This window comes from Leptothrix mechoopdaensis (SeqCode) (assembly GCF_053893855.1).
Map to the genome: position 1 here is coordinate 1,812,440 of NZ_CM132699.1, position 21,750 is coordinate 1,834,189.

The window sequence follows — 21,750 nt, forward strand, 5'->3', positions numbered from 1 at the left end:
GAGCCGACCTGAACGACGCCAACGCCCTATCAGGCCGCGCGCAACACCTCGTCAAGCCCGCCGCCATCGGTCGACAGGGCTTCCGGCCGGTGGCGCGGCCATTCCATGTGCCGTACCGGGTCAGTCTCCGCGCCCAGCCGGATCACCGGCGCCTGCGACTGCACCGTGCCGAAGATGGTGGCGAAGGCGACATCGGCCGCGTCCCGCCCGGTCGCCAGCCGCACCAGCCCCATCGGGATGGCCGTGCCGGACGGGTCGAACAGATACCAGCGCCCGCCCAGCCAGACCTCGACATAGGCGTGGAAGTCGGGCGGGCCAAGCGCAGGGTCGGCGCCGAAGTCGAAGCCGGTGGTGAAACGCGCCGGGATGCTCAGCGCCCGGCACAGCGCAATCATCAGGTGGGCGAAGTCGCGGCAGACGCCGACCCGTTCGGTCAGCGTGTCGACGGCGGACGTGTTGCCGTCGGTCGTGTTGGACGCGAAGGTGACGTGGCGCTGCACCCAGTCGCGGATCGCCTGGACCCGGCCGTAGCCCTGCCACAGCGTGCCGAACTCGCTGATCGCGAAACGGCCGAGCCGGTCGGACTCGCAGTAGCGGCTGGGCAGCAGGAAGGGCAGCACGTGGACCGGCAGTTGCGCCACCGGCACCTCGCCGATCTGTTCGGGCAAGGCGATGTGGTGGGCGACGTCGATGGTCGCGTCATAGGCCAGCCGCAAGGTGCCGGGCATGGCCTGCAGGCGCATCACGCGGTTGCCGCTGGCGGGGTCCAGCGTCAGCGTGCGCGGGACCGGCTGGCTGACGTTCAGGCGTTCCTGGACGATGCGCTGGTGACGCGTCTGGGCGGCGTGGAAGGCGAAGATGAAGTCACTGCCGGGGGCGGTGACCTCGTAGGCGAGTTCGAGCGAGATCTGGAGTCGGACCATGGGTGTGCACCTGGACCGCGCTCGAATGGCGAAAGCTCAAACGCAGGCAACAAGGGATGACGAGGCACAGGGCCGGGCCCTGCGAAGCTGGCGCGTGACTCGCAAGTCCCGCGCCAGCCGATTGTGCGCGCCAACCCAAGCAGATCGTCAGACGCCCGGCAGCACATGCCCCTTGAACTGCTCCCGCAACTTCGTCTTCAACAGCTTGCCCGTCGCCGTGTGCGGGAGTTCGTCAACGAACACGACGTCATCGGGCACCTGCCACTTCGCGATGCGGCCGTCGTAGTGGGCCAGCAGGGCCTCGCGGGTGACGCTGGCGCCGGCCTTGCGCACGACCACCAGCAGCGGGCGCTCGTCCCACTTCGGGTGGGCGCAGGCGATGGCGGCGGCCTCGGCCACGTCGGGGTGGGACATGGCGATGTTCTCCAGCTCGATCGAGCTGATCCACTCGCCACCGGACTTGATGACGTCCTTGCTGCGGTCGGCGATCTGCATGGTGCAATCGGCGTCGATCGTGGCGACGTCGCCGGTCGGGAACCAGTGCTGGCCGTCGACCTCGCGCAGCGGGCTGTCGTCGCGGCCGAAATAACGCTCGATGACCCAGTGGCCGCGCACCAGCAGGTCGCCGGTGGTGTGGCCGTCCCAGGGCTGCACGCGGCCGTCGTCGCCGACGATGGTCATGTCGACGCCGTAGATGACGCGGCCCTGCTTCTCCAGGATGCGGCGCTGCTCGTCGGCCGGCAGCTTGCGCTGGGCCGCGCTCAGGCTGGCCAGCGTGCCCAGCGGCGACATCTCGGTCATGCCCCAGGCGTGGATCACGCGCACGCCCAGTTCCTCGAAGGCCCGCATCATGGCCGGCGGGCAGGCCGAGCCGCCGATCACCGTGCGGCGGAAGGTCGAGAAGCCGGCGCCCTTGGACTTGACGTGGTTGAGCAGCCCCAGCCAGATGGTCGGCACGCCGGCGCTGAAGGTGACGCCCTCTTCCTCCATCAGCGTGTGCACCGAGGCACCGTCGAGGTGCGGCCCGGGGAACACCAGCTTGGCGCCGACCAGCGCCGAGGCATACGGCAGGCCCCAGGCGTTGACGTGGAACATCGGCACGACCGGCAGGATCACGTCGCCGGTCGAGCAGCCCATCGCATCGGGCAGCGCCGCGCCCATCGCGTGCAGCACCGTCGAACGGTGGCTGTAGACGGCGCCCTTGGGGTTGCCGGTGGTGCCCGACGTGTAGCAGATGCTCGATGCGCTGTTCTCGTCGAACTCGGGCCAGACGTAGTCGCCGTCCTGCGCCGCGACAAGTTCCTCGAAACACAGCAGCCCGGGCAGCGCGGTCTGCGCCGGCATGTGGGCGCGGTCGGTCATCAGCACGTAGTGGCGCACCGTCTTCAGGTGCGGCGCGAGCTTCTCGACCAGCGGCAGGAAGGTCAGGTCGAAACAGAGGACCTGATCGGCCGCGTCGTTGACGATCCAGGCGATCTGCTCGGGGAACAGGCGCGGGTTGATGGTGTGGCAGACCCGCTGCGAGCCCGACACCGCGTAGTAGATCTCCAGGTGCCGATGGCTGTTCCAGGCCAGCGTGCCGATGCGGTCACCTGGCTGCGTGCCCAGCGCGGCAAGGGCCTGCGCGAGCTGGCGGGAACGCTGTTCGACCTCGGCCCAGGTGCTGCGGTGCGTGTCGCCTTCGCAGCGCCGCGAGACCACCTCGGTACGGCCATGGTGGCGCGCCGCATGGGTCAGCAACCCGGAGATCAGCAGGGGCATCTGCATCATGCGGCCGGCCAGCGGCAGGTGGTTCGTCGTGCTCATCGGGTCTCCATGGGGGTTCGTCGTGCTGGCGGACTATAGGAAGCGCCTTCGGGTCGGTGAGGGTCGGACTAACCCTGAGCGGCGTCGGGGCTGCAAGCCGGTCGATAACATGATCCGATGCTTGCTCCGCTCCAGACGACCTCGTTCGACCCCGCCACGCTGACCTGGCTGAACCGCCACGCAGCCCTCGGCGCGACCTTTGGCCGCGCGATGAACGGGCAGCCGGTGCCGCAACCCGAGTGGCTGGCGACCAGCGATGACGCTGCTGAAGAGCTCGGCTGGCCGGCCGACTGGTGGCGTCACCCGCTCGCCCTGGACGCCCACAGCGGCGGACCGTCCTGGCCCGGCAGCCAGCCCTTTGCCACGGTCTACAGCGGCCACCAGTTCGGTGTCTGGGCCGGGCAGCTGGGGGATGGCCGCGCCCTGCTGCTGGGCGAGGTCGAGACGCCGCACGGCACGCGCGAGATCCAGCTCAAGGGCAGCGGCATGACGCCGTATTCGCGCCGCGCCGATGGCCGCGCGGTGCTGCGCTCGTCGATCCGCGAGTACCTGTGCTCGGAGGCGATGGCCGCGCTGGGCATCCCGACCACGCGGGCGCTGGCGCTGGTCGGCTCACCGTTGCCGGTGCGGCGCGAGGAGATCGAGACCGCCGCGGTCGTGACCCGCACGGCGCCGAGCTTCATCCGCTTCGGCCACTTCGAGCACTTCTGCCACCACGACCAGCATGACGCCCTGCGCCACCTGATGGACCACGTGCTGGACCACCACCTGCCGGCCTGCCGGGAGTCGGCGCAACCGGCGGTCGCGCTGCTCGAATGTGTCTCGCGCCGCACCGCCGAGCTGATGGCGCAGTGGCAGGCGGTCGGCTTCTGCCACGGCGTGATGAACACCGACAACATGTCGATCCTCGGGCTGACCATCGACTACGGCCCGTTCGGCTTCCTCGACGGCTTCGACCCGGGCCACATCTGCAACCACTCCGACGAACGCGGCCGCTACGCCTATGCGCGCCAGCCGCAGGTCGCGTGGTGGAACCTGCATGCGCTGGCGCAGGCGCTGATCCCGCTGGTCAACGCCCAGCCCGAACAGGCCGCCGAGGTGCTGGGCGAGGCGCTGCAGCCCTTCCGCGAGATCTTCCCGGTCGCCCTCGACGCGCTGATGCGCGCCAAGCTCGGGCTGACGGTCGAACGCCCCGAGGACCGCGTGCTGATCGAGGACCTGCTGCAGCTGATGGCGACGACGAAGGTCGACTACACGCTGACCTGGCGCCGCATGGCCGGCGTGCGCAGCGCGGAAGGCCTGTCGCCGGCCGAGGCGGCGGGGCCGGTGCGCGACCTGTTCCTGGACCGCGCGGCCTTCGACGCCTGGCTGTCGCGCTACCTGCAACGCCTGCATGCCGAAGGCAGCGACGACGGTGCCCGGCGCGCCCGCATGTTGCGCACCAACCCGGCCGTCGTGCTGCGCAACCACCTGGCCGAGGAGGCGATCCAGGCGGCCCGCGACGGCAACGTCGACGTGCTGAAAGAACTGGCCCGGCTGCTGCGACAACCGTTCGACGAGCGGCCCGACGACCCAGCCTGGCAACACGCCACCGCCCTGCCACCGGATTGGGCGGCGGGCCTGGAAGTGTCCTGCTCGTCCTGAGTCCAACGCCTTCTTCGAAAGACCCGACATGAGCACCAAGCCCACCGACGCACCCGACTACCCGGTGCGCAAGCCCGAAGCCGAATGGCGCGAGAAGCTCGACCGCGTGCAATACGCCGTGACCCGCGAATGCGCCACCGAGCGTGCCTTCACCGGCCGCTACTGGGACCACTGGGCCGACGGCAGCTACCGCTGCGTCTGCTGCGAGGCCGTCCTGTTCGACGCCGGCACCAAGTTCGATGCCGGCTGCGGCTGGCCCAGCTTCAGCGAGGAGATGGTGCCCGGGCGGGTCGAACGCCTGGTCGACCACAGCCACGGCATGACGCGCGTGGAGGTGCGCTGCGCGCAGTGCGGCGCCCACCTCGGCCACGTCTTCGACGACGGGCCGGAGCCGACCGGCGAGCGCTACTGCATCAACTCGGCCTCGATCGACTTCGCGCCGCGCCAGCCCGAGTGAGACCGCGCACCTGAGCCGGCCACCCCGGGCGGCTCGGGCGCCGTCGCGATAATCCGCCCTCCTTCCGACGGTCCCCGAGACCCTGCCCGCGCATGAAGCTGTTGCTCGATTTCCTGCCCATCATCCTGTTCTTCACGACCTTCAAGTTCGCCGAAGGACGCAGCGATGCGGCAGCCACGTTCGCCACCGAGCACCTCGGCGGCCTGGTCTCCGGTGGTGTCGTCGGGCCGACCGAGGCGCCGATCCTGCTCGCCACGGTGGTGGTCATCCTGGCCACGCTGGCGCAGGTCCTTTGGCTCAAGCTGCGCGGCCAGAAGGTCGACACGATGCTGTGGGTCAGCCTGGGGCTGGTGACGGTGATGGGCGGTGCCACGATCTGGTTCCACAGCGAGACCTTCATCAAGTGGAAGCCGACGGTGCTCTATGGCGTGATGTCGCTGGCGTTCCTGCTTGCGCCGATCGTTGCCGGCAAGAACCTGCTGCGCAGCATGCTGGGCGGCCAGATCGAGTTGCCCGAGTTCGCGTGGCAACGGCTGAACTGGGCCTGGGCCGCGTTCTTCGCCTTCATGGGCGTGCTCAACATCTGGGTCGCCTACACCTTCAGCACCAGCACCTGGGCGACCTTCAAGGCCTTCGGCGGCATGGGCCTGATGCTGGTCTTCATGGTCGGCCAGGGCTTCTACATGCACCGCCACATGAAGCCGGAGCAGACCTCGTGAGCGCGCCGGCCAAGGTGTCCGCCGCCGACATCGAGGCGCGTCTGCGCGAGCGCATCGCGCCGCTGCAGAGCCTGTCGGTGCGCGACGACAGCGCCGCCCACGCAGGCCATGCCGGCGCGGCCAGCGGGGGGCATTTCACGGTCGTGATCCGTGCCCCCGCATTCGCCGGAAAGGCCCGTCTGGCCCGGCATCGCCTTGTGTATGATGCCCTGAAGGATCTGATGGACAGCGGTATCCATGCGCTGGCCATCGATGCGGACGAGGGCCAGGACACCGCTCAGCAACCCTGAGTCGCACCCCCACCCGACCGCCAGCTTCGATCCAGTCCGCCGCCGGAAGGCCAACGGTTTCGCGCCGTCCTCGACCCGCCCGGTTTCAATCCAATCAAGGTGTTTCCTCCCATGCATCAGCTTCCCCTCGCCCTGCGCGCACTGCTTCGCGCCGTTCCCGCCGCCGCCCTCGCCGTCGCCCTGCTGCCGGCCGTGTCGCAGGCCCAGAACGTGGCCATCGTCAATGGCAAGGGCGTGCCGACCGCGCGCTTCGAGTCCTTCATGACGCAGATCACCAAGCAGGGCAACCAGCCCCGCACGCCTGAGCTGGAACGCCAGGTCAAGGACGAGCTGGTGCTGCGCGAGATCTTCGTGCAGGAAGCCGAGAAGCGCGGCCTGCAGCGCAACGAGGAATACAAGACGCAGATGGAGATCGCGCGCCAGAGCCTGCTGATCCGCGAGCTCTTCGCCGACTACCAGAAGAAGAACCCGGTCACCGACGCCGACGTGCAGGCCGAGTACGACAAGGTCAAGGCCACGGCCGGCGAGAAGGAATATCACGCCCGCCACATCCTGGTCGAGAAGGAAGACGAGGCCAAGGCGCTGATCGCCGAACTGAAGGGCGGCGCCAAGTTCGAGGACCTGGCCAAGAAGGCGTCGAAGGATCCGGGCTCGGCCCAGAACGGCGGCGACCTGGATTGGGCCGCGCCGGGCAACTACGTGCCCGAGTTCTCGCAGGCCATGGTCGCGCTGGCCAAGGGCGGCTACACGCAGGAGCCGGTGCGCAGCCAGTTCGGCTTCCACGTGATCCTGCTGGAAGACGTGCGCGAGGCGCAGTTCCCGAGCCTCGACGAGGTCAAGGGCCAGCTCCAGCAGCGCCTGCAGCAGGCCAAGATCGGCAAGTTCCGCGAGGACCTGCGCAGCAAGGCCAAGACCGACTACAAGTTCGCGCAGTGATGCGGACGGGTCACCGGGCAACCGGTGGCCCTGTCGGAACCGGAGGGCGCCACGGGCGCCCTTTTTCATGCGCTCAACGCAAGGCGACCCAGGCCATGCACAGCCCGATCAGCAACGGCTGGTGGACCATGTAGTAGCCCAGCGACCGGCTGCCCAGCCAGGCCAGCGGCCGCAGCGGGCGGGGCAAGGGGCCCGTGAGCGCCTGAGGCCGGTGCTTCAGCAAGGTCCGGCAGGCCAGCAAGCCCGCCAGCATCACGCCGAGCCAGGGCAGCACGGGCACGTAGTCCTCGGTGCGCGGCTTGTGGGTCACCAGGCCGATCCAGTTGGTCCAGCGGCTGTCGAAGAACGGATCGGCCAGCAGCTGCGGCGCTGCCAGCGCCGCCACCGCCAGGGTGGCCAGCGCCATGCCCGGCCACGGCGCGATCCAGCGCGTCAGCAGCAGCATCACCGCCATGCCGTGCAGCACGCCGAAGCTGATCCAGCTGTGCGGGAACATCCACCACGAGCCGATGCTGACGGCCACCGCGCAAGCCGCGATGCGCCACCAGCGTGCCCGGAAGCGCGTCCAGCCAAGTCCCTGCTGCAGGGCCACCGCCTGCGCGGCACCGGCGCAGGCCAGGAAGATCGAGACGATCACCAGCCGTTGCCCGGTCCAGAACGGATCGCGGTAGAAGTCCTGCGGGGCGATCAGGCGGAAGTTGTTGAGGTCGAAGGTGCCGTGGAAGACGGTCATCCAGACCATCGCGAAGCCCCGCAGGGCATCGAGCCGCTCGTGGCGGCTGGCAAGGGGCGACGTGCGCTCGGGAGTCATGCCGGCACGATAGCCGAGCAAGGCCGGCGAAGGTCGCAGCCCCTACCATCGCGCCCGCCCGAGAACGCTCGCCCGAGCCACGTCCACCGCCGTCCATGACACTAGCCGCCCTGCCCCCCCGATCTGCCGAAGAGCAACAACGCGTCGACGCCACGCTGCGCGAGCTGTTCGACCAGCGCATCCGCTTCAACGAGGTCCTGGGGCTGCACACCGAGTCGATGGACCCGCACGACTACCGCATGCGCTTCGACATGCGACCCGACCTGATCGGGCACTACCTCTACGGTCGGCTGCATGGCGGGGTGATCGCGGCGGCGCTCGATGCGGCCGGCGGCAACGCGGTGATGCTCGCCATCGCCCACAAGCATGCGGACGAGAACGCCGATCAGGTCCTGCACCGCTTCGCGCGGCTGGGCACGATCGACATGCGCGTCGACTACCTGCGGCCGGGCCTCGGCTCGCACTTCGTCGCCAGCGCGGCGGTCACCAAGCTCGGTGGCCGCGTGGCATCGGTGCAGATGCGCCTGAGCAACGACAGCGGCGTGCTGATCGCCACCGGCGCGGGGGCCTACATCGTCAGCTGACCGGTCGCCTGACCGGGCCGGCGCGCCTCAGGTTCCCGATGCGGCGGCCGGCGGCAGGTCGCCGCCGAGGTCACGCAGGCGCTTGCGCAGCTGGCTGCGTTCGGCCCTCAGGTCGACCTGCAGGTGCGCCAGGTTGAGCATCAGCGACTGCAGCGCGTTCGGGCCCGCCGCGACGGCGCCGAAGGTGGAGTCCAGCGGCATGGCCGAGCTGCCGGCGGCGAAGTCGTCGAACACCGAGTTGTTGACCGGGCGGACTTCCAGCCGCTGCGACAGGTCGGTGAAGGCCAGGCCGACGTGTTCGCCGTGCTGGCGCAGCCAGACCTCGATGCCGTCCAGGCGGCGGCCGAGCGACTCGATGACGCGGCGCAAGGCGGCATCGACCGCCGGCCCGACGTCCGCGCTGCCGTGGCCGGTGACCGGGTGATCCAGGCGCCGATCCAGCCGGACCAGCATCGCGCCGAGTTCGGCGATGTCGTGGCGGGTCTGGGCGGTGATCTGTTCGAGCCGGCCGTCGATGTGGGCGACCCGCTCGGTCAGCTGGCGCAGCGTGGCGTCGTCCGCGCCCGTGCCTCCGGCGTGATAGGCGGCCACCGGCGAGAACGGGTCGAAGTCGACGAAGCCGCTGGTGCCACCGGACAGGCCGCCCAGCGGCGCCGGCTGCGTCATGCGCGACTCCAGCTCGTCGAGCCGGCTGGCCAGCTGGCGGTCGATGCGCTGCAGGTGCTGTTCCAGGGCCGGTCCGGCCAACGCGGCATCGGCGCCGACCTGACGGCTGCCGATCGCCTGCAGGTGCTGGCTGACCAGCACGGCCACGCCTTCCAGGCGTTCGGTGATCGTGTCGTCGATGCGCTTCAGGGAAGCCTCGACGCTGGCGAAACGCATCTCCTGCAGACCCTGGCGATGCTGCTGCGCGGTGTCGAGCGAGACCATGTCGTTCATGACGACCTCACGGCTGTGCATCAGCTGCGCGCTCAGCTCGCGGCAGCGGGCGGCCAGGTGGACTTCCTGCTCCGACAGCATGCGGCCGAGGCGGGCCTCCTGTTCGGCGATGCGGTCCTGGCGGGACACCAGGTGCAGCAGCGCCACCGCGATCGCCAAGGCCCAGGCCACCACCGCGCCGGCCAGCAGCAGGCGGATGTCGGCGCTCGCGCCCGCCAGCCGCGCGGCCTCGGGCGCCTGCCACAGGGTGACGACCCGCTCGGCGGCCAGCGCCACCATCACCATGCCGATCAGCAGCCCGCCGGCCACGGCACCCAATCGCATCGTTCTCATCGTCTCGATCCCTCGTTTGCCCGTGTCGCTCGATTTGCCAGACCGGGTCATGCCCCACCGTCGATCGCGCCAGCCGAGCTGCGCAATAAGTCTCGAAGCACTCTAGAACACTTGCTGACGGTTTCGACGCCGCACCCCGCGAACGGGGGATGGCCGAGTCGTTCAGGATCGGGTTGCATCCCCCAAACACATCGGTGAAATGACCCATCGCAGGCCCGAATGGGGGAACAAGGCGGCCCGGTAAGCTAGTGCGATGTCCAGCTTCGACCTCATCGCGCGTCACGCCCAGGCCCACGACCTGACCCTGGACGGCGCCGCCGACCCGGTCGCCGCGCTGGCGGCGCTGCTCGATGCGCTGTCGCCCGACGATGCCGCCTGGCTGGTCTACCTGATGGCCGGCGGCCGGCCCCTGCGCCCGGCCGTGCCGGCGAGGGTGCTGCACGAGGCGGCGCGTCAGGCCAGCGGCCTGCCGGACTGGCTGTTCGAGGCCAGCGTCCAGGCGGCTGGCGACCTGCCGCAGGCGCTGGCCCTGCTGCTGTCGGGGTCCGGGGACGAAACAAGCCCATCGCCCGGTCTGGCAGCCTGGATCGCGCACAGCCTGCGGCCCTTGCAAGGCCGGACGGCAGACGAACAGATCGCCGGACTGCCTGCCGCCTGGCGTGCGGCCGGCCCGCTCGCGCTGGAACTGGCGGTGCAGCTGAGCGCCGGCCGCTGGCGCTTTCGGCCGGGCGCCGACGTGATCCAGCGGGCGCTGGCTGCCCAGGCTGGCCTACCGGTCGACACGCTGGCACGGCGCTGGGCCGACTGGTATGCCCGGGCGCACAAGACCGGCCGGCCGGACGACAGCCTGGCCTGGCAAGCCCTGCTGGCGCCACCGGATGCCACCGCCGCCCCGGCCCCCGAGCGCCTGCCGGCCTGGCCGAGGCTGCAACAGGCGGATCCGGCCCTGCTGGGTTCGGTCGACGACTGGCTGGTCTGCCGCGACCACGACGGCTGGCGCGTCCAGCTGGTCCGCAGCCCGTCGGAGACGCGGCTGTGGGCCGACGGCGCGCGGCTGCTCGATGCGGCGTTTCCGGAACTCGTGGCCGAGGCGGCGCGGCGGCCGGGAAGCTGGGGGCTCGAAGGCGAACTGCTGCCGGCCCGCGCCGGCGGCACGCTGCAGCCGCGCATCGGTCGCGGTGCGACGGCGCCGTCACCCACGCCCGCACAGATCGCCCGCGCACCCGCACGGCTGCGGCTGCACGACCTGCTGGCCATCGACGGCGAGGACCTGCGGACGTGGCCTTACGCCCGGCGTCGGCAGCGGCTGGAAGGCTGGCTGGCGCAGCACCCTTCCCCGCTGTGGACGCTGGCCGATCCGTGTCCGCCCGAGACTTGGGACGGCGCGGCCGGCCTGCTGCTGCAACGCCTGTCGGCGGGCTATGGGGATGACGGCGCATGCTGGCGATTGCCCGCGCCGCCGCAGGTGGTGCCGGCGCTGCTGCTGCATGCGCAGGCGGGGACAGGGCGCGATGCCGGGCTCTACGTGGACTGCACGCTGGCGGTCTGGAACCGCCGGCCGGCCGACGCGGCCGAGGCCGAGGCCGTGCTGGACGCGATCGCGCGGCAGGCCCCCCGCGACGCGAGCGGCAGCGGCCTGGAACTCGTGCCGCTGGGTCGCACGGCCGAGGGTCTGGGGGATGCCGAACGGCGCCAGGTCGACCGTCTGGTCCGGGCGACCACCGTGGCGCGCCACGGCCCGGTGCGCAGCCTGCGACCGGGCCTGGTGCTGGCGCTGGCCTTCGATGGACTCGAAGCCAGCAGCCGCCGCCGCAGCGGCGTGGTGCTGCGCTCGCCGCGCCTGCAAGGCGTGCTCGACGGCGTGGCGCCGCACGAGATCGCCGACCTGGCGACGCTGCTGGCGCCGACCGGCTGAGCGGCGGCGCCAGGCTTCAGCGCGGGGCCGCTCAGCGGCGCACGCGGTTCGGGTGCCAGTAGAGGAACTTGGCGTAGATGTCGACGTCCTTGGTCTCGCGCACGAACAGCATGCCGATCACGAAGGTCGCCAGCGCGATCACCACCGGGTACCACAGGCCGTGGTAGATGTTGCCGTTCTGGGCCACCATGGCGAAGGCGATGGTGGGCATCAGACCGCCGAACCAGCCGTTGCCGACGTGGTAGGGCAGGCTCATCGAGGTGTAGCGGATGCGGGTCGGGAACAGCTCGACCAGGGTTGCGGCGATCGGGCCGTAGACCATCGTCACGTAGATCACCAGCACGGTCAGGATCAGCACGATCTCGAACTTGGCGATCTTCTCCGGGTCGGCCTTGGTCGGGTAGCCGGCGGCCACCATGCCTTCGGACAGCGCCTTGCGGAACGCCGCGATCTGGGCCGACGACTCGGCGCTGAACTGGTTGCGTTCGGCGTTGAGCGTGGCGGTCGGCACCTCGATGCGCTGGTCGGCGATCAGGATGTGCGTGGCGGTGCCCGCCGGTGCGGCCTGGTTGCTGTAGCTGGCCGAGCTTTGCGCCAGACCGCGCTTGGCGATGTCGCAGGCGCTGGTGAAGTCGATCTCGCGGGCGATCGGGCTGCCCTGGAACGAGCAGGTCGCCGGGTCGGCCACGACCGCGATCTGCGCGCCGGCCTGGGCCCGCGCCAGGTCCGGGTTGGCGGCCTGCGTCAGCGCCTTGAACAGCGGGAAGTAGGTCACCGCCGCCAGCAGCAGGCCGGCCATGATGATGGGCTTGCGGCCGATCCGGTCCGACACGGTGCCGAAGATCACGAAGAACGGCGTGCCCAGCAGCAGCGCGAGCGCCACCAGCATGTTGGCCGTCGAGGCCTCGACCTTCAGCACGCTGGTCAGGAAGAACAGCGCGTAGAACTGGCCCGTGTACCAGACGACCGCCTGACCGGCGACCAGGCCGAACAGGGCGAGCAGGATGATGCGCAGGTTCTTCCACTGGCCGAAACATTCCGACAGCGGCGCCTTGGAGGTCTTGCCCTCGTCCTGCATCTTCTGGAAGGCCGGCGACTCGCTCATCGACAGGCGGATCCAGACCGAGACGCCGAGCATCACGATCGAGATCAGGAACGGGATGCGCCAGCCCCAGTCGGCGAAGGTGGCCTCGCCCAGCGCCTGGCGGGTGCCGAGGATGACGATCAGCGACAGGAACAGGCCCAGCGTCGCGGTGGTCTGGATCCAGGCCGTGAAGGCGCCGCGCTTGCCTTGCGGTGCGTGTTCGGCGACGTAGGTTGCCGCGCCGCCGTATTCGCCGCCAAGGGCCAGACCCTGTGCCAGGCGCAGCGCGATCAGGATGACCGGCGCGGCCACGCCGATGCTGGCGTAGCTCGGCAGGATGCCCACCAGGAAGGTCGAGCCGCCCATGATCAGGATGGTGACCAGGAAGGTGTACTTGCGGCCGATCATGTCGCCCAGGCGGCCGAAGAACAGCGCGCCGAACGGTCGCACGATGAAGCCGGCCGCGAAGGCCAGCAGCGCGAAGATGAAGGCCGACGTCGGGTCCAGGCCCGAGAAGAACTGGCGGGCGATGATGCCGGCCAGCGCGCCGTACAGGTAGAAGTCGTACCACTCGAAGACGGTGCCCAGCGACGACGCGAAGATGAGCTTGCGCTCCTCGGCGGTCATCGGCTGGTGGCCGTCGTCAAACTTGCTTTCAGAGAAATCGGCCATGTTCAGGCTCCAGGATCGGTCTGCCGCCGGTGGACGGCCGGCGGCGGTGGGCATTCAGGGGCGCAGCCGGCGGCGGGCCATGGCTGCGCGGGACGGGTTCACATCGCGGCCATCAGGCGCTTGGGCGAGAACTGGCGCGCCTCGGGCAGGCTCTCGGCCATGCCGATCGCGCGCTGCAGGATCTGGTCGGCGCCGACGCGGCCGAAGGCCTCGTTGAGCGCCGCATACATCACCTTGGTCAGCTCGGCCAGGTCGGCATGGCTGCCCTGCAGCTGCCAGTCGTGCTGGCGGGCGCGGCCCCAGGCGTCCTTGAAGGTGGCCTGCAGGCCGGCGGTCACGCGCGAGCCGACCAGTGCCTTCATGGCATCGCGCTGGACCTCGTCGAGGGCATCGCGGTGGAAGGCGTAGACCTCGCTGACGAGCTCGCGCATCACCGCGCCGAAGACGACCGGCGGCTCGGCCGCGATGACCGGCTCCGGCACGGGCGGCGGCGCGACCGGTGCGGCGGCGGCGACCGCTGCGGCGGCCGGCGCGACCCAGCCGGGCTGCTGGCCGTCCGGCGGCGCATAGATCGGCTGGCCGTTCAGGGCGTAGCCGATGATGGTGCCCTGCGGGTAGCCGGGCGGGCTCATCGCGGGCGCCATCGGCTGGCCATACGGCTGACCCATCGGCGGCGCATACATCGGCGCGGGCTGCTGCGGCTGTTGCCAGTACGCCGGCGCGACCTGCGGCGGCGGGGCGTAGACGGGGGCCGGCGCCGGCGCGGCCGCCGGACGCATCGCCTGCATCGCCGGCCACGGGTCGAACGGCAGGCGGTCCTCGGCCTCGCGCAGCGCCTTGTAGAAGTCGTTGTAGAGGCGCCGGCAGACGGCAGCGTCGAGCATGTGCTGGCGCGCCACCGCATCGACGACGCGGATGATGTCGGACACGGCGTCGCCGCGCATGCCGTCCTGGACCTGCCAGAGCGCCTGCATCAGCGCGTTCTCGTCGAGCACCGGGGAAAGCACCGCGACGGCGGCACGGCGGCGTTGGGCCTGCGGATCGAGGGCCATGGTGTCAGGCCTCCGCGCTGCAGGACGGGGTCGATGCCGCCGGAGCGGTCATCGGGCGGCGGACGGCGGGCGCGCGTGGGTCGAGGGTCGGTGGGTGCATGCGATCTCCGGGCGGGCATGTCTGGTGCATGCCTGGGTTGACGACTCAGGTAAGCCTGATCGGATGTGCCGAGTCTGTGCCGGATCAATGCAGTGCATGCTGACGACCCCCCGCACATGCAGGGGCGGTCAGCCGGGAAAATCACCGCCTCAGGGCTTCAAAGTGCGATTTGCGCGGGTTGCCGTCGCGGGACTGGCCCATCCGATGAGCCAGTGACCGGCCGATGGCGCCGCCGACAGCCTCACGCCGACGCCGGTTGGAGGGCCGCTGATACAGTCGTCCGACACGGTTGCCGCACCCGGACGGGGCCGAACCCGAGACCCACGATCACGCCATGTCCACCTCTTCCCTCCTGCCTGACCTCGATCACCGCCACGACGCCGACGACCACACGCCGGCCGAGGGCGTGCCGGTCTCCCAGCGCATCCGCGCGCGCATCCGGGCGGCCCAGCGGCGCTTCCATGCCAACGACAACATCGCCGAGTTCATCGAGGACGGCGAACTCGACGCGCTGGTCGATGAAGTGCAATCGAAGATGGCCGCCGTGCTGTCCAGCCTCGTGATCGACACCGACAGCGACCACAACACCCAGGACACCGCCCGCCGCGTCGCCAAGATGTACGTGCGCGAGGTCTTCAAGGGCCGCTACTCGCCGGCCCCCGCGACGACCGAGTTCCCGAACGTCGAGCACCTCAACGAGCTGATGATCGTCGGCCCTATCACCGTGCGCAGCGCCTGCTCGCACCACCTCTGCCCGATCGTCGGCCAGCTGTGGATCGGCGTGATGCCCAACGAGCACTCCAACCTGATCGGCCTGTCCAAGTACGCCCGCCTGGCCGACTGGATCATGAGCCGGCCGCAGATCCAGGAGGAAGCCGTCACCCAGGTCGCCGACCTGCTGCAGACCAAGATGCAGCCCGACGGCCTGGCCGTCGTGATGGAAGCCGACCATTTCTGCATGGGCTGGCGCGGCGTCAAGGACATGGACTCCAAGATGATCAACAGTGTCATGCGGGGCTCGTTCCTGAAGGACGCCAACTTGCGGCGCGAGTTCCTCTCGCTGCTGCATCGCAAGAAGTCCTGACCTGCGCCGATCCACCCTCCACCGAACACGACCGAAAGCCATCCATGCTCGTCCGACTGCTGTATGCGAGCCGCGCCAACGCGGTCACACCCGACGTGATCGACGCCATCCTGGCGCGTTCACGGGTGACCAACCCGGCGATGGGCATCACCGGCATCCTCTGCCACGGCGGCGACGTCTTCCTGCAGGTGCTCGAAGGCGGACGTGAGCCGGTCAACCAGCTCTACAACCGCATCGCCGGCGATCCGCGCCACCAAGACGTCACGCTGCTGCACTACGCCGAGATCGCCGAACGCAGCTTCTCCGGCTGGACGATGGGCCAGGTCAACCTGGCGCGCATCAACCCCTCGATCGTGCTGAAGTACAGCGAGCGCCCGGTGCTCGATCCCTTCGGCGTGCCCGGTGCGGTGTCGATGGCGATGCTCGAGGAGCTGATCGCGACGGCCTCGATCGTCGGTCGGGCGGGCTGACCGGCCCGGCTACGATGCGGCGCCCATCCGCAGCCGCAACCGCCAGACGCACCACATGGTCGACCCGACGCCACGTCCCTTCCTCCAAGTCCAGCCCGGCTACCTGATCCGCCGGCTTCAACAGGCCGCCGTGGCGATCTTCATGGCCCGGACGGCCGAACAGGGCCTGACACCGGTCCAGTTCGCCGCCCTGATCGCCACGCATGAACAACCCGGCCTGGACCAGCGCACGCTGGCCGACACCATCGGCTTCGACACCTCGACGATCGGCGGCGTGATCGACCGGCTCGAACGTCGCGGCCTCATCCAGCGCAACCTCGCGCCCCACGACCGTCGCGTGCGGCTGCTGACCGTGACACCGGCCGGCGAGGCGCTGCTCCACGACGTCATGCCCGGCGTCAGGGCGACCCAGGAACAGATCCTCGCGCCGCTGCCCGAAGCCGACCGCGCCGTCTTCATGGCGATGCTGCGCACGCTGGTCGAAGGCCATGCGAGCGTGCCACCGGGCGTGTCGGCCGACTGACACCGGTCGACGGACACCCGCCAAGCCCGAGACACCCGGATGACCGCCGCTCCGGCCCTGCGCCTGCTGGGTGTCGACTTCAGCAGCCGGCCGACCCGGCGCAAGCCCATCGTCGTCGCCGAAGGCCATCGGCACGGCAACACCGTCCACGTGACCGGCCTGCGCTTCTGTCCGGACGAAGCCGGCTTTGCCACCTTGCTGCGCGAGCCCGGCCCCTGGCTCGGCGGCTTCGACCTGCCCTTCGGCCTGCCGCGCGAGCTGGTCGAGTCGCTCGGCTGGCCGACCGACTGGCACGCGCTGATGCGGCACTACCTGGCGCTGGACCGCGCGACGATCCGCGCCACTTTCGCCGCGTTCTGCAACGCCCGGCCGCCCGGCGGCAAGTTCGCCCACCGTGCCTGCGACGGCCCGGCCGGCTCGTCGCCGTCGATGAAGTGGGTCAACCCACCCGTCGCCTACATGCTGCACGCCGGCGTGGCGGCGCTGCTGGACGCCGGCTGCAACCTGCCGGGCCTGCATCCGGGAGATCCGGCCCGAGCCGCGCTGGAGGCCTATCCCGGCCACCTCGCCCGCGCGCTGGTCGGTCGGGCGTCCTACAAGAGCGACGACCCGAACAAGCAGACACCCGACCGCGACGCCACCCGCGCCACGCTGCTGACGCGGCTGGAGGCCGGCGCGCCGACCCTCGGACTGCGTCTGTCCGTCGCCCCCGCGTGGCGCCAGCACCTGCTCGACGACCGCCAGGGCGATGCGATCGACGCGGTGCTGTGCCTGCTGCAGGCCGGCTGGACCATCGGCCGACCGCGTCACGGCTGGCCGGCCGACGTCGATCCGCTCGAAGGCTGGATCGCGACCGTCCAGCCCGAACGCTGACCTGCCCGAACTCGCCACGGACCCGTCGTCAGGGGCTCCGACATTTTCCCATTGCCGAAATCATGGGTTTTGCCAACTGACCGATGACGGTCATTGCACGACCGTCTGGCGATGATTATAAAAATGGGGTGCGGAGTTCGATAAATGGATCCGCCAGCGCCTCGAAGGAAACTTCGAGATATTGCCACTGGCCATGCCCATGATCATCGATGCAGATTCCCCATCATCCAACCGACGCGACGGCGTCGACACCAGCCCAATCCCTGGATACCCGCAGCCTGTCTGCCATCTGGCATCCTTGCACACAAATGGCACGGGCGCAGGATATTCGACCGATTCCGATGGTCCGCGGCATGGGCCCCTGGTTGTTCGATGACAGTGACCGGCCGTATTTCGACGCCAACAGCTCGTGGTGGGTGAACCTGTTTGGTCATGCCGACGCCAAGATCCATGCGGCCATCAAACGTCAGCTCGACCTGTTGCCGCATGTCATGTTGGCCGGTTGCACCCATGAACCGGCGGTGCGTCTGGCGGAACGACTGAGCGCGCACACCGGCGGTGCGCTCGGCCATGTCTTTTTTGCTTCCGACGGTGCCAGCGCCGTTGAAATCGCACTCAAGCAGAGTTTCCATAGCTGGAAGAACCTGGGTCAAGCTCAGAAGCAGGAGTTTGTCTGCCTGAAGAACAGCTACCACGGAGAAACGATCGGCGCGCTCTCTGTCACGGACGTGGCGCTGTTCCGAGACGCCTACGATCCGATGCTGATGCGTTCCCACGTGGTCGAGTCACCCGACAGCCGACTGGGAAACGAAGATTCCGCTCTGGCCGCGCTTCGGGGCCTGTTCGAAAACCGCGGGCATCACATCGCCGCCTTCATTCTGGAACCGCTGGTGCAATGTGCCGCCGGCATGGTCATGCACAGCCCCGCCTATTTGCGCGCGGTGCGGTCGTTGACGCGCGAGTTCGACATCCACCTGATTGCCGACGAGATTGCGGTGGGCTGTGGGCGCACCGGGACGTTCTTGGCATGGGAACAGGTCGACACCGAACAATGGCCTGATTTCGTGACCCTGTCCAAGGGCATCACGGGCGGCACCTTGCCCCTGTCTCTGGTCCTGACCACCGATGCCGTCTACCGCGCCTTCTGGAGCGAAGACGTGACACGCGGCTTCCTGCATTCGCATTCCTACACCGGCAATGCCCTGGCTTGTGCGGCGGCCAATGCGGTGCTGGACCGGTTTGATTCCGGACAGGTCGACGCCAACCGGTCCCAGTCGATCTGCTTGGCCGAGGCTTTTGCGTCGTTTTCGGAAAACCCCCGAATTACCCACATGCGCCAACGCGGGATGATCCTCGCCTTCGATATCGCCGACCCCGGCGACCGGTTCAGCGAACGTTTTCACATGGCTGCACGACAGCATGGGCTGCTCATTCGACCGATCGGTGCGACGGTCTATCTGATGCCACCCTATGTCATCGACCAGCAAACTGCGGCCTACCTGGCCGGTGCCGTCCGGGCCACCTTGCAGGAGGTCTTGAACGATGCTGCTTGAACACCTGCAAACGAAGCTGGATGAAATATCCACCAGACATCAGACCCGTGTCCTGCGGATTGCCGAATCACCTGCGGCACCTCGTCAAACCGTGCGAGATTCGCATGGCAGGCGCTCCGAACAGCTGATGTTCTGCTCCAACGATTATCTCGGCCTGGCCTCTCACCCACGCATCGCAGAAGCCTTGTCGGAAGGCGCACGAATCTGGTCCGGTGGCGCCGGCGCGTCACATCTGATCAGCGGACATACACAAGCGCACGTGGATCTCGAAAACCGCCTGGCGACCTGGTTCGAACCCAACATCCCCGCGGTTCGCGTGCTGAGCTTCAGCACAGGCTACATGGCCAATCTGGCCGTCACCACGGCACTCGGTGATCCTGAGGCGGAGTTCTTTTCAGATGAACTCAACCATGCCTCGCTGATCGATGGCATGCGCCTGGCCAAGGCGACGGTCCGACGATATGCCCATGCCGATGTGGCCGAGTTGCGCAAACTTCTGGAGAACAGCAAGGCCAGGATCAAGCTGATCGTCAGCGACACCGTCTTCAGCATGGATGGCGACATCGGCCCATTGCCCGAACTGCTGGAACTGGCCGAGGAACACGACGCCTGGGTGATCCTCGACGACGCGCACGGTTTCGGTGTTCTGGGCCATCGCGGTCGGGGTGCGCTGGAACACGTCGGTCTGTCCAGTGATCGCCTGATCCTGGTGGGCACGCTCGGGAAAGCGGCCGGCTTGTCCGGCGCATTCGTGGCCGCACATGAACGCATCATCCAATACCTGATCCAGAGCGCCCGCACCTATATCTTCACGACCGCCTCGTTGCCAGCCGTCGCCCATGCCTTGTTGACCAGCCTGGATCTGATCGAAGGCGAAGTCGGTCAGCATCGCCGTGTCCATCTGGCCCGTCGACAGATTCAGTTGCGTGAAGGTCTGCGATACCTGCTGAACCGGCATCCTGAGCTGGGCTGGCGTCTGGTTGAATCGACCACTCCGATACAACCCGTGATCATCGGTCGAAACGACACCACCATGAATCTCGCCGCCAGGTTGGAGGCGTCGGGCATTCGGGTCCCGGGTATCCGTCCGCCGACCGTTGCGGCGGGCCAGGCGCGTCTGCGCATCACCTTGTGTGCCACACATGACTCGGACGACATCGACCGCCTCCTGAATGGGCTGGAAACGGCCGTGCAGGGCATGGCGGTTGTTTGAAAGCCTACTTTGTCACCGGCACCGACACGGAGATCGGCAAGACCGCCGTCACCGCAGGTTTGACCTGTCTGGCGGCCGGTTTCGGTCTGCGCAGCCTGGCCATCAAACCCGTGTCGGCCGGGCAGGATTTCGTGGCGGATCGTTGGGTCAACGAAGACGTCTTGCGACTGCGTTCCGCTTCCAGCGTCCCCCTTTCCGATGCGCAGGCTGGACCGATGCAATGGCGCATGCCCTGCGCGCCACACATCGCGGCCACGCTGGAAGGCAAGACCATCGACCGTGTATCGCTGCTGGCCGACGTCAGGCAGACCTTGAACCTGGCCGACGTCGCATTCGTGGAAGGCGTCGGGGGGTTTCAGGTCCCGCTGACCGATACCTGGGATACCGCTGACCTGGCAGTCAATCTGGGCTTTCCCGTCATCCTGGTGGTGGGCTTGCGGCTGGGATGCCTCAACCACGCCTTGTTGACGGCCGCCGCCCTGCGCTCACGCGGCTTGCACTTGGCAGCGTGGGTCGCCAATACCGTTGACCCTGTCATGCGCCATGTCGAAGAAAACCTCGCCGCCTTGTCGGTCCGGCTGAAGGCAGATTGCTGGGGACAGGTTCCTCGCCTGCCGGAACCGGATCCCGCCGCCGTTGCGGCGCATTTGAACCGCGATCTTCTGCGGCAAGCCTTGGAAACCACATGAAAACGAATCAGATCAACACCCTGACGCCCACGACCGATGCAGAGCGCCGCCAGGCAAGACCGTGGACGGTTGATGCCGTCAACGCCTTGTTCGAACTGCCCTTCAACGACCTGATCTTCCGAGCCCAGCAGGTCCACCGCGAGAACTTCGACCCGAACGCCATCCAGCTTTCAACCCTGCTGTCGATCAAGACCGGGGGCTGCGAGGAAGACTGCAAATACTGTCCCCAGTCGGCACATTTCGACACGGGTCTGAAGGCGGAAAAACTCTTGCCATTGGAAGAGGTCTTGCAGGCCGCCAAGGAAGGCAAGGCCAGTGGTGCGACGCGTTTCTGCATGGGCGCAGCCTGGCGTTCACCGCAGGAACGGCACATGGCGCAACTCGGGACGATAGTCCGCGAGGTCAAGGCGCTGGGGCTCGAAACATGTCTGACCGCCGGCATGCTGGCGGATCTTCAGGCCGAACAACTCAAGCAAGCTGGCCTGGACTACTACAACCACAACCTGGACACGGCCCCCGAGTTCTATGGCCAGATCATCACGACCCGGACCTACCAGGACCGGCTCGATACCCTGGCCCGGGTGCGCGAGGCGGGTTTGAAGGTCTGCACCGGCGGGATCGTCGGCATGGGCGAAACACGTCGCCAGCGTGCCGGGCTGATCGTGCAACTCGCGAATCTGGATCCCTATCCTGAATCCGTGCCCATCAACAACCTGGTGCGGGTGGAAGGAACGCCTTTGGCGGACGCCACGCCGCTGGATTCATTCGAGTTCGTTCGGATGATCGCCGTGGCCCGCATCTGCATGCCGCGCGCGATGGTGCGCCTGTCGGCGGGCCGGGAAGAGATGCCCGAGAGCCTGCAATCGCTGTGTTTCCTGGCCGGCGCCAACAGCATGTTCTATGGCGACCGGCTGTTGACGACCCGCAACCCGCAGGCGGACCGGGACCGACAGCTGCTGCACAGGCTGGGGATGCACGGAGCCAGCGAAGCCGACAGCGCGATGACCCGGGAGGGTCTGGACCTGCCCGCCTGAACGCAGCCCGCTTCGGTTCCCGGGCTGCGCGTTTTTCGTCGTCTGC

21 protein-coding genes are annotated in these 21,750 nt (G+C 68.6%); 15 read left to right on the plus strand and 6 right to left on the minus strand.

All coding sequences use genetic code 11. The features are described 5' to 3' along the window. Positions 1 to 29: 29 nt before the first annotated feature. On the minus strand, positions 30 to 923 hold the full coding sequence (locus tag ACWA7K_RS08040) for a transglutaminase-like domain-containing protein (RefSeq protein ID WP_456167355.1): 894 nt from the start codon (positions 921 to 923) through the stop codon (positions 30 to 32). A 147-nt stretch (positions 924 to 1,070) separates the two neighbouring features. After that, entirely contained in the window at positions 1,071 to 2,729 is a 1,659-nt protein-coding gene (locus tag ACWA7K_RS08045) for a 3-(methylthio)propionyl-CoA ligase (RefSeq protein WP_456167357.1), read from the minus strand. Positions 2,730 to 2,846: 117 nt separating this feature from the next. On the opposite strand from ACWA7K_RS08045, the gene ACWA7K_RS08050 reads away from it, so the two are divergent. From ACWA7K_RS08050 to ACWA7K_RS08070, 5 genes are all read left to right on the plus strand, one after another. Next, complete coding sequence (locus ACWA7K_RS08050; protein WP_456167359.1) at positions 2,847 to 4,373, plus strand: protein adenylyltransferase SelO; 1,527 nt, start codon at positions 2,847 to 2,849, stop codon at positions 4,371 to 4,373. 28 nt (positions 4,374 to 4,401) lie between these two features. Next, positions 4,402 to 4,830: a peptide-methionine (R)-S-oxide reductase MsrB gene (gene msrB, locus ACWA7K_RS08055; RefSeq protein WP_456167361.1), complete on the plus strand. Its 429-nt coding sequence runs from the start codon at positions 4,402 to 4,404 to the stop codon at positions 4,828 to 4,830. A gap of 92 nt (positions 4,831 to 4,922) precedes the next feature. Beyond that, positions 4,923 to 5,549 carry a septation protein A gene (locus ACWA7K_RS08060; protein ID WP_456167363.1) on the plus strand — a complete coding sequence of 209 codons (627 nt, stop codon included), beginning with the start codon at positions 4,923 to 4,925 and terminating at the stop codon, positions 5,547 to 5,549. Further along, entirely contained in the window at positions 5,546 to 5,839 is a 294-nt protein-coding gene (locus tag ACWA7K_RS08065; protein ID WP_456167365.1) for a BolA family protein, read from the plus strand. Before ACWA7K_RS08060 ends, ACWA7K_RS08065 begins: the two co-directional genes overlap by 4 nt. A 111-nt stretch (positions 5,840 to 5,950) precedes the next feature. Then, on the plus strand, positions 5,951 to 6,775 hold the full coding sequence (locus ACWA7K_RS08070) for a peptidylprolyl isomerase (protein ID WP_456167367.1): 825 nt from the start codon (positions 5,951 to 5,953) through the stop codon (positions 6,773 to 6,775). A 73-nt stretch (positions 6,776 to 6,848) separates the two neighbouring features. Here ACWA7K_RS08070 and ACWA7K_RS08075 read toward each other — a convergent pair whose 3' ends face one another. After that, entirely contained in the window at positions 6,849 to 7,586 is a 738-nt protein-coding gene (locus ACWA7K_RS08075; protein ID WP_456167369.1) for a DUF1624 domain-containing protein, read from the minus strand. A 95-nt stretch (positions 7,587 to 7,681) separates the two neighbouring features. Here ACWA7K_RS08075 and ACWA7K_RS08080 point away from each other — a divergent pair, with 95 nt between their 5' ends. After that, entirely contained in the window at positions 7,682 to 8,170 is a 489-nt protein-coding gene (locus ACWA7K_RS08080; RefSeq protein ID WP_456167371.1) for a thioesterase family protein, read from the plus strand. Between the two features lie 27 nt (positions 8,171 to 8,197). On the opposite strand, the gene ACWA7K_RS08085 is transcribed toward ACWA7K_RS08080, so the two are convergent. Next, the gene (locus tag ACWA7K_RS08085) at positions 8,198 to 9,433 is read right to left on the minus strand and encodes a hypothetical protein (protein WP_456210417.1); all 1,236 of its coding nucleotides are present in this window, start codon (positions 9,431 to 9,433) and stop codon (positions 8,198 to 8,200) included. Between the two features lie 262 nt (positions 9,434 to 9,695). Here ACWA7K_RS08085 and ACWA7K_RS08090 point away from each other — a divergent pair, with 262 nt between their 5' ends. Beyond that, entirely contained in the window at positions 9,696 to 11,357 is a 1,662-nt protein-coding gene (locus tag ACWA7K_RS08090; RefSeq protein ID WP_456167375.1) for an ATP-dependent DNA ligase, read from the plus strand. A 31-nt stretch (positions 11,358 to 11,388) separates the two neighbouring features. On the opposite strand, the gene ACWA7K_RS08095 is transcribed toward ACWA7K_RS08090, so the two are convergent. Then, a complete protein-coding gene (locus ACWA7K_RS08095; protein WP_456167377.1) occupies positions 11,389 to 13,113 on the minus strand; it encodes an MFS transporter in 1,725 nt (574 codons plus the stop codon). A 98-nt stretch (positions 13,114 to 13,211) separates the two neighbouring features. Beyond that, positions 13,212 to 14,165 (minus strand): hypothetical protein, encoded by a 954-nt coding sequence (locus ACWA7K_RS08100; RefSeq protein ID WP_456167379.1) that lies wholly within the window; start codon positions 14,163 to 14,165, stop codon positions 13,212 to 13,214. A 434-nt stretch (positions 14,166 to 14,599) separates the two neighbouring features. On the opposite strand from ACWA7K_RS08100, the gene folE reads away from it, so the two are divergent. From folE to bioB, 8 genes are all read left to right on the plus strand, one after another. Continuing rightward, on the plus strand, positions 14,600 to 15,349 hold the full coding sequence (folE, locus tag ACWA7K_RS08105) for a GTP cyclohydrolase I (RefSeq protein WP_456167381.1): 750 nt from the start codon (positions 14,600 to 14,602) through the stop codon (positions 15,347 to 15,349). A 44-nt stretch (positions 15,350 to 15,393) separates the two neighbouring features. Continuing rightward, positions 15,394 to 15,819, plus strand: coding sequence for a BLUF domain-containing protein (locus ACWA7K_RS08110; RefSeq protein WP_456167383.1), 426 nt, complete (start codon positions 15,394 to 15,396; stop codon positions 15,817 to 15,819). Between the two features lie 55 nt (positions 15,820 to 15,874). Continuing rightward, the gene (locus tag ACWA7K_RS08115) at positions 15,875 to 16,342 is read left to right on the plus strand and encodes a MarR family winged helix-turn-helix transcriptional regulator (RefSeq protein ID WP_456167385.1); all 468 of its coding nucleotides are present in this window, start codon (positions 15,875 to 15,877) and stop codon (positions 16,340 to 16,342) included. Between the two features lie 39 nt (positions 16,343 to 16,381). Continuing rightward, positions 16,382 to 17,215, plus strand: a complete 834-nt coding sequence (locus ACWA7K_RS08120; protein ID WP_456167387.1) for a DUF429 domain-containing protein — start codon at positions 16,382 to 16,384, stop codon at positions 17,213 to 17,215. A 209-nt stretch (positions 17,216 to 17,424) separates the two neighbouring features. After that, on the plus strand, positions 17,425 to 18,768 hold the full coding sequence (gene bioA, locus ACWA7K_RS08125) for an adenosylmethionine--8-amino-7-oxononanoate transaminase (protein ID WP_456167389.1): 1,344 nt from the start codon (positions 17,425 to 17,427) through the stop codon (positions 18,766 to 18,768). Beyond that, entirely contained in the window at positions 18,758 to 19,981 is a 1,224-nt protein-coding gene (locus ACWA7K_RS08130) for an aminotransferase class I/II-fold pyridoxal phosphate-dependent enzyme (protein ID WP_456167390.1), read from the plus strand. Before bioA ends, ACWA7K_RS08130 begins: the two co-directional genes overlap by 11 nt. Further along, a complete protein-coding gene (bioD, locus tag ACWA7K_RS08135; RefSeq protein WP_456167392.1) occupies positions 19,978 to 20,670 on the plus strand; it encodes a dethiobiotin synthase in 693 nt (230 codons plus the stop codon). The genes ACWA7K_RS08130 and bioD overlap by 4 nt, the downstream gene beginning before the upstream one ends. Beyond that, on the plus strand, positions 20,667 to 21,704 hold the full coding sequence (bioB, locus tag ACWA7K_RS08140) for a biotin synthase BioB (protein ID WP_456167394.1): 1,038 nt from the start codon (positions 20,667 to 20,669) through the stop codon (positions 21,702 to 21,704). The genes bioD and bioB overlap by 4 nt, the downstream gene beginning before the upstream one ends. Positions 21,705 to 21,750: the final 46 nt, after the last annotated feature.

Excerpts from the sequence above, each read along its gene's own strand:
- ACWA7K_RS08045 (WP_456167357.1), bottom strand. The coding sequence starts at position 2,729 with ATGAGCACGACGAACCACCTGCCGCTGGCCGGCCGCATGATGCAGATG.
- ACWA7K_RS08120 (WP_456167387.1), top strand. The coding sequence starts at position 16,382 with ATGACCGCCGCTCCGGCCCTGCGCCTGCTGGGTGTCGACTTCAGCAGC.
- bioB (WP_456167394.1), top strand. The coding sequence starts at position 20,667 with ATGAAAACGAATCAGATCAACACCCTGACGCCCACGACCGATGCAGAG.
- ACWA7K_RS08060 (WP_456167363.1), top strand. The coding sequence starts at position 4,923 with ATGAAGCTGTTGCTCGATTTCCTGCCCATCATCCTGTTCTTCACGACC.
- folE (WP_456167381.1), top strand. The coding sequence starts at position 14,600 with ATGTCCACCTCTTCCCTCCTGCCTGACCTCGATCACCGCCACGACGCC.
- ACWA7K_RS08075 (WP_456167369.1), bottom strand. The coding sequence starts at position 7,586 with ATGACTCCCGAGCGCACGTCGCCCCTTGCCAGCCGCCACGAGCGGCTC.
- ACWA7K_RS08070 (WP_456167367.1), top strand. The coding sequence starts at position 5,951 with ATGCATCAGCTTCCCCTCGCCCTGCGCGCACTGCTTCGCGCCGTTCCC.
- ACWA7K_RS08110 (WP_456167383.1), top strand. The coding sequence starts at position 15,394 with ATGCTCGTCCGACTGCTGTATGCGAGCCGCGCCAACGCGGTCACACCC.
- ACWA7K_RS08130 (WP_456167390.1), top strand. The coding sequence starts at position 18,758 with ATGCTGCTTGAACACCTGCAAACGAAGCTGGATGAAATATCCACCAGA.
- ACWA7K_RS08050 (WP_456167359.1), top strand. The coding sequence starts at position 2,847 with ATGCTTGCTCCGCTCCAGACGACCTCGTTCGACCCCGCCACGCTGACC.
- ACWA7K_RS08090 (WP_456167375.1), top strand. The coding sequence starts at position 9,696 with ATGTCCAGCTTCGACCTCATCGCGCGTCACGCCCAGGCCCACGACCTG.
- ACWA7K_RS08100 (WP_456167379.1), bottom strand. The coding sequence starts at position 14,165 with ATGGCCCTCGATCCGCAGGCCCAACGCCGCCGTGCCGCCGTCGCGGTG.
- ACWA7K_RS08085 (WP_456210417.1), bottom strand. The coding sequence starts at position 9,433 with ATGCGATTGGGTGCCGTGGCCGGCGGGCTGCTGATCGGCATGGTGATG.
- bioA (WP_456167389.1), top strand. The coding sequence starts at position 17,425 with ATGCAGATTCCCCATCATCCAACCGACGCGACGGCGTCGACACCAGCC.
- ACWA7K_RS08080 (WP_456167371.1), top strand. The coding sequence starts at position 7,682 with ATGACACTAGCCGCCCTGCCCCCCCGATCTGCCGAAGAGCAACAACGC.
- msrB (WP_456167361.1), top strand. The coding sequence starts at position 4,402 with ATGAGCACCAAGCCCACCGACGCACCCGACTACCCGGTGCGCAAGCCC.
- ACWA7K_RS08040 (WP_456167355.1), bottom strand. The coding sequence starts at position 923 with ATGGTCCGACTCCAGATCTCGCTCGAACTCGCCTACGAGGTCACCGCC.
- ACWA7K_RS08115 (WP_456167385.1), top strand. The coding sequence starts at position 15,875 with ATGGTCGACCCGACGCCACGTCCCTTCCTCCAAGTCCAGCCCGGCTAC.
- ACWA7K_RS08095 (WP_456167377.1), bottom strand. The coding sequence starts at position 13,113 with ATGGCCGATTTCTCTGAAAGCAAGTTTGACGACGGCCACCAGCCGATG.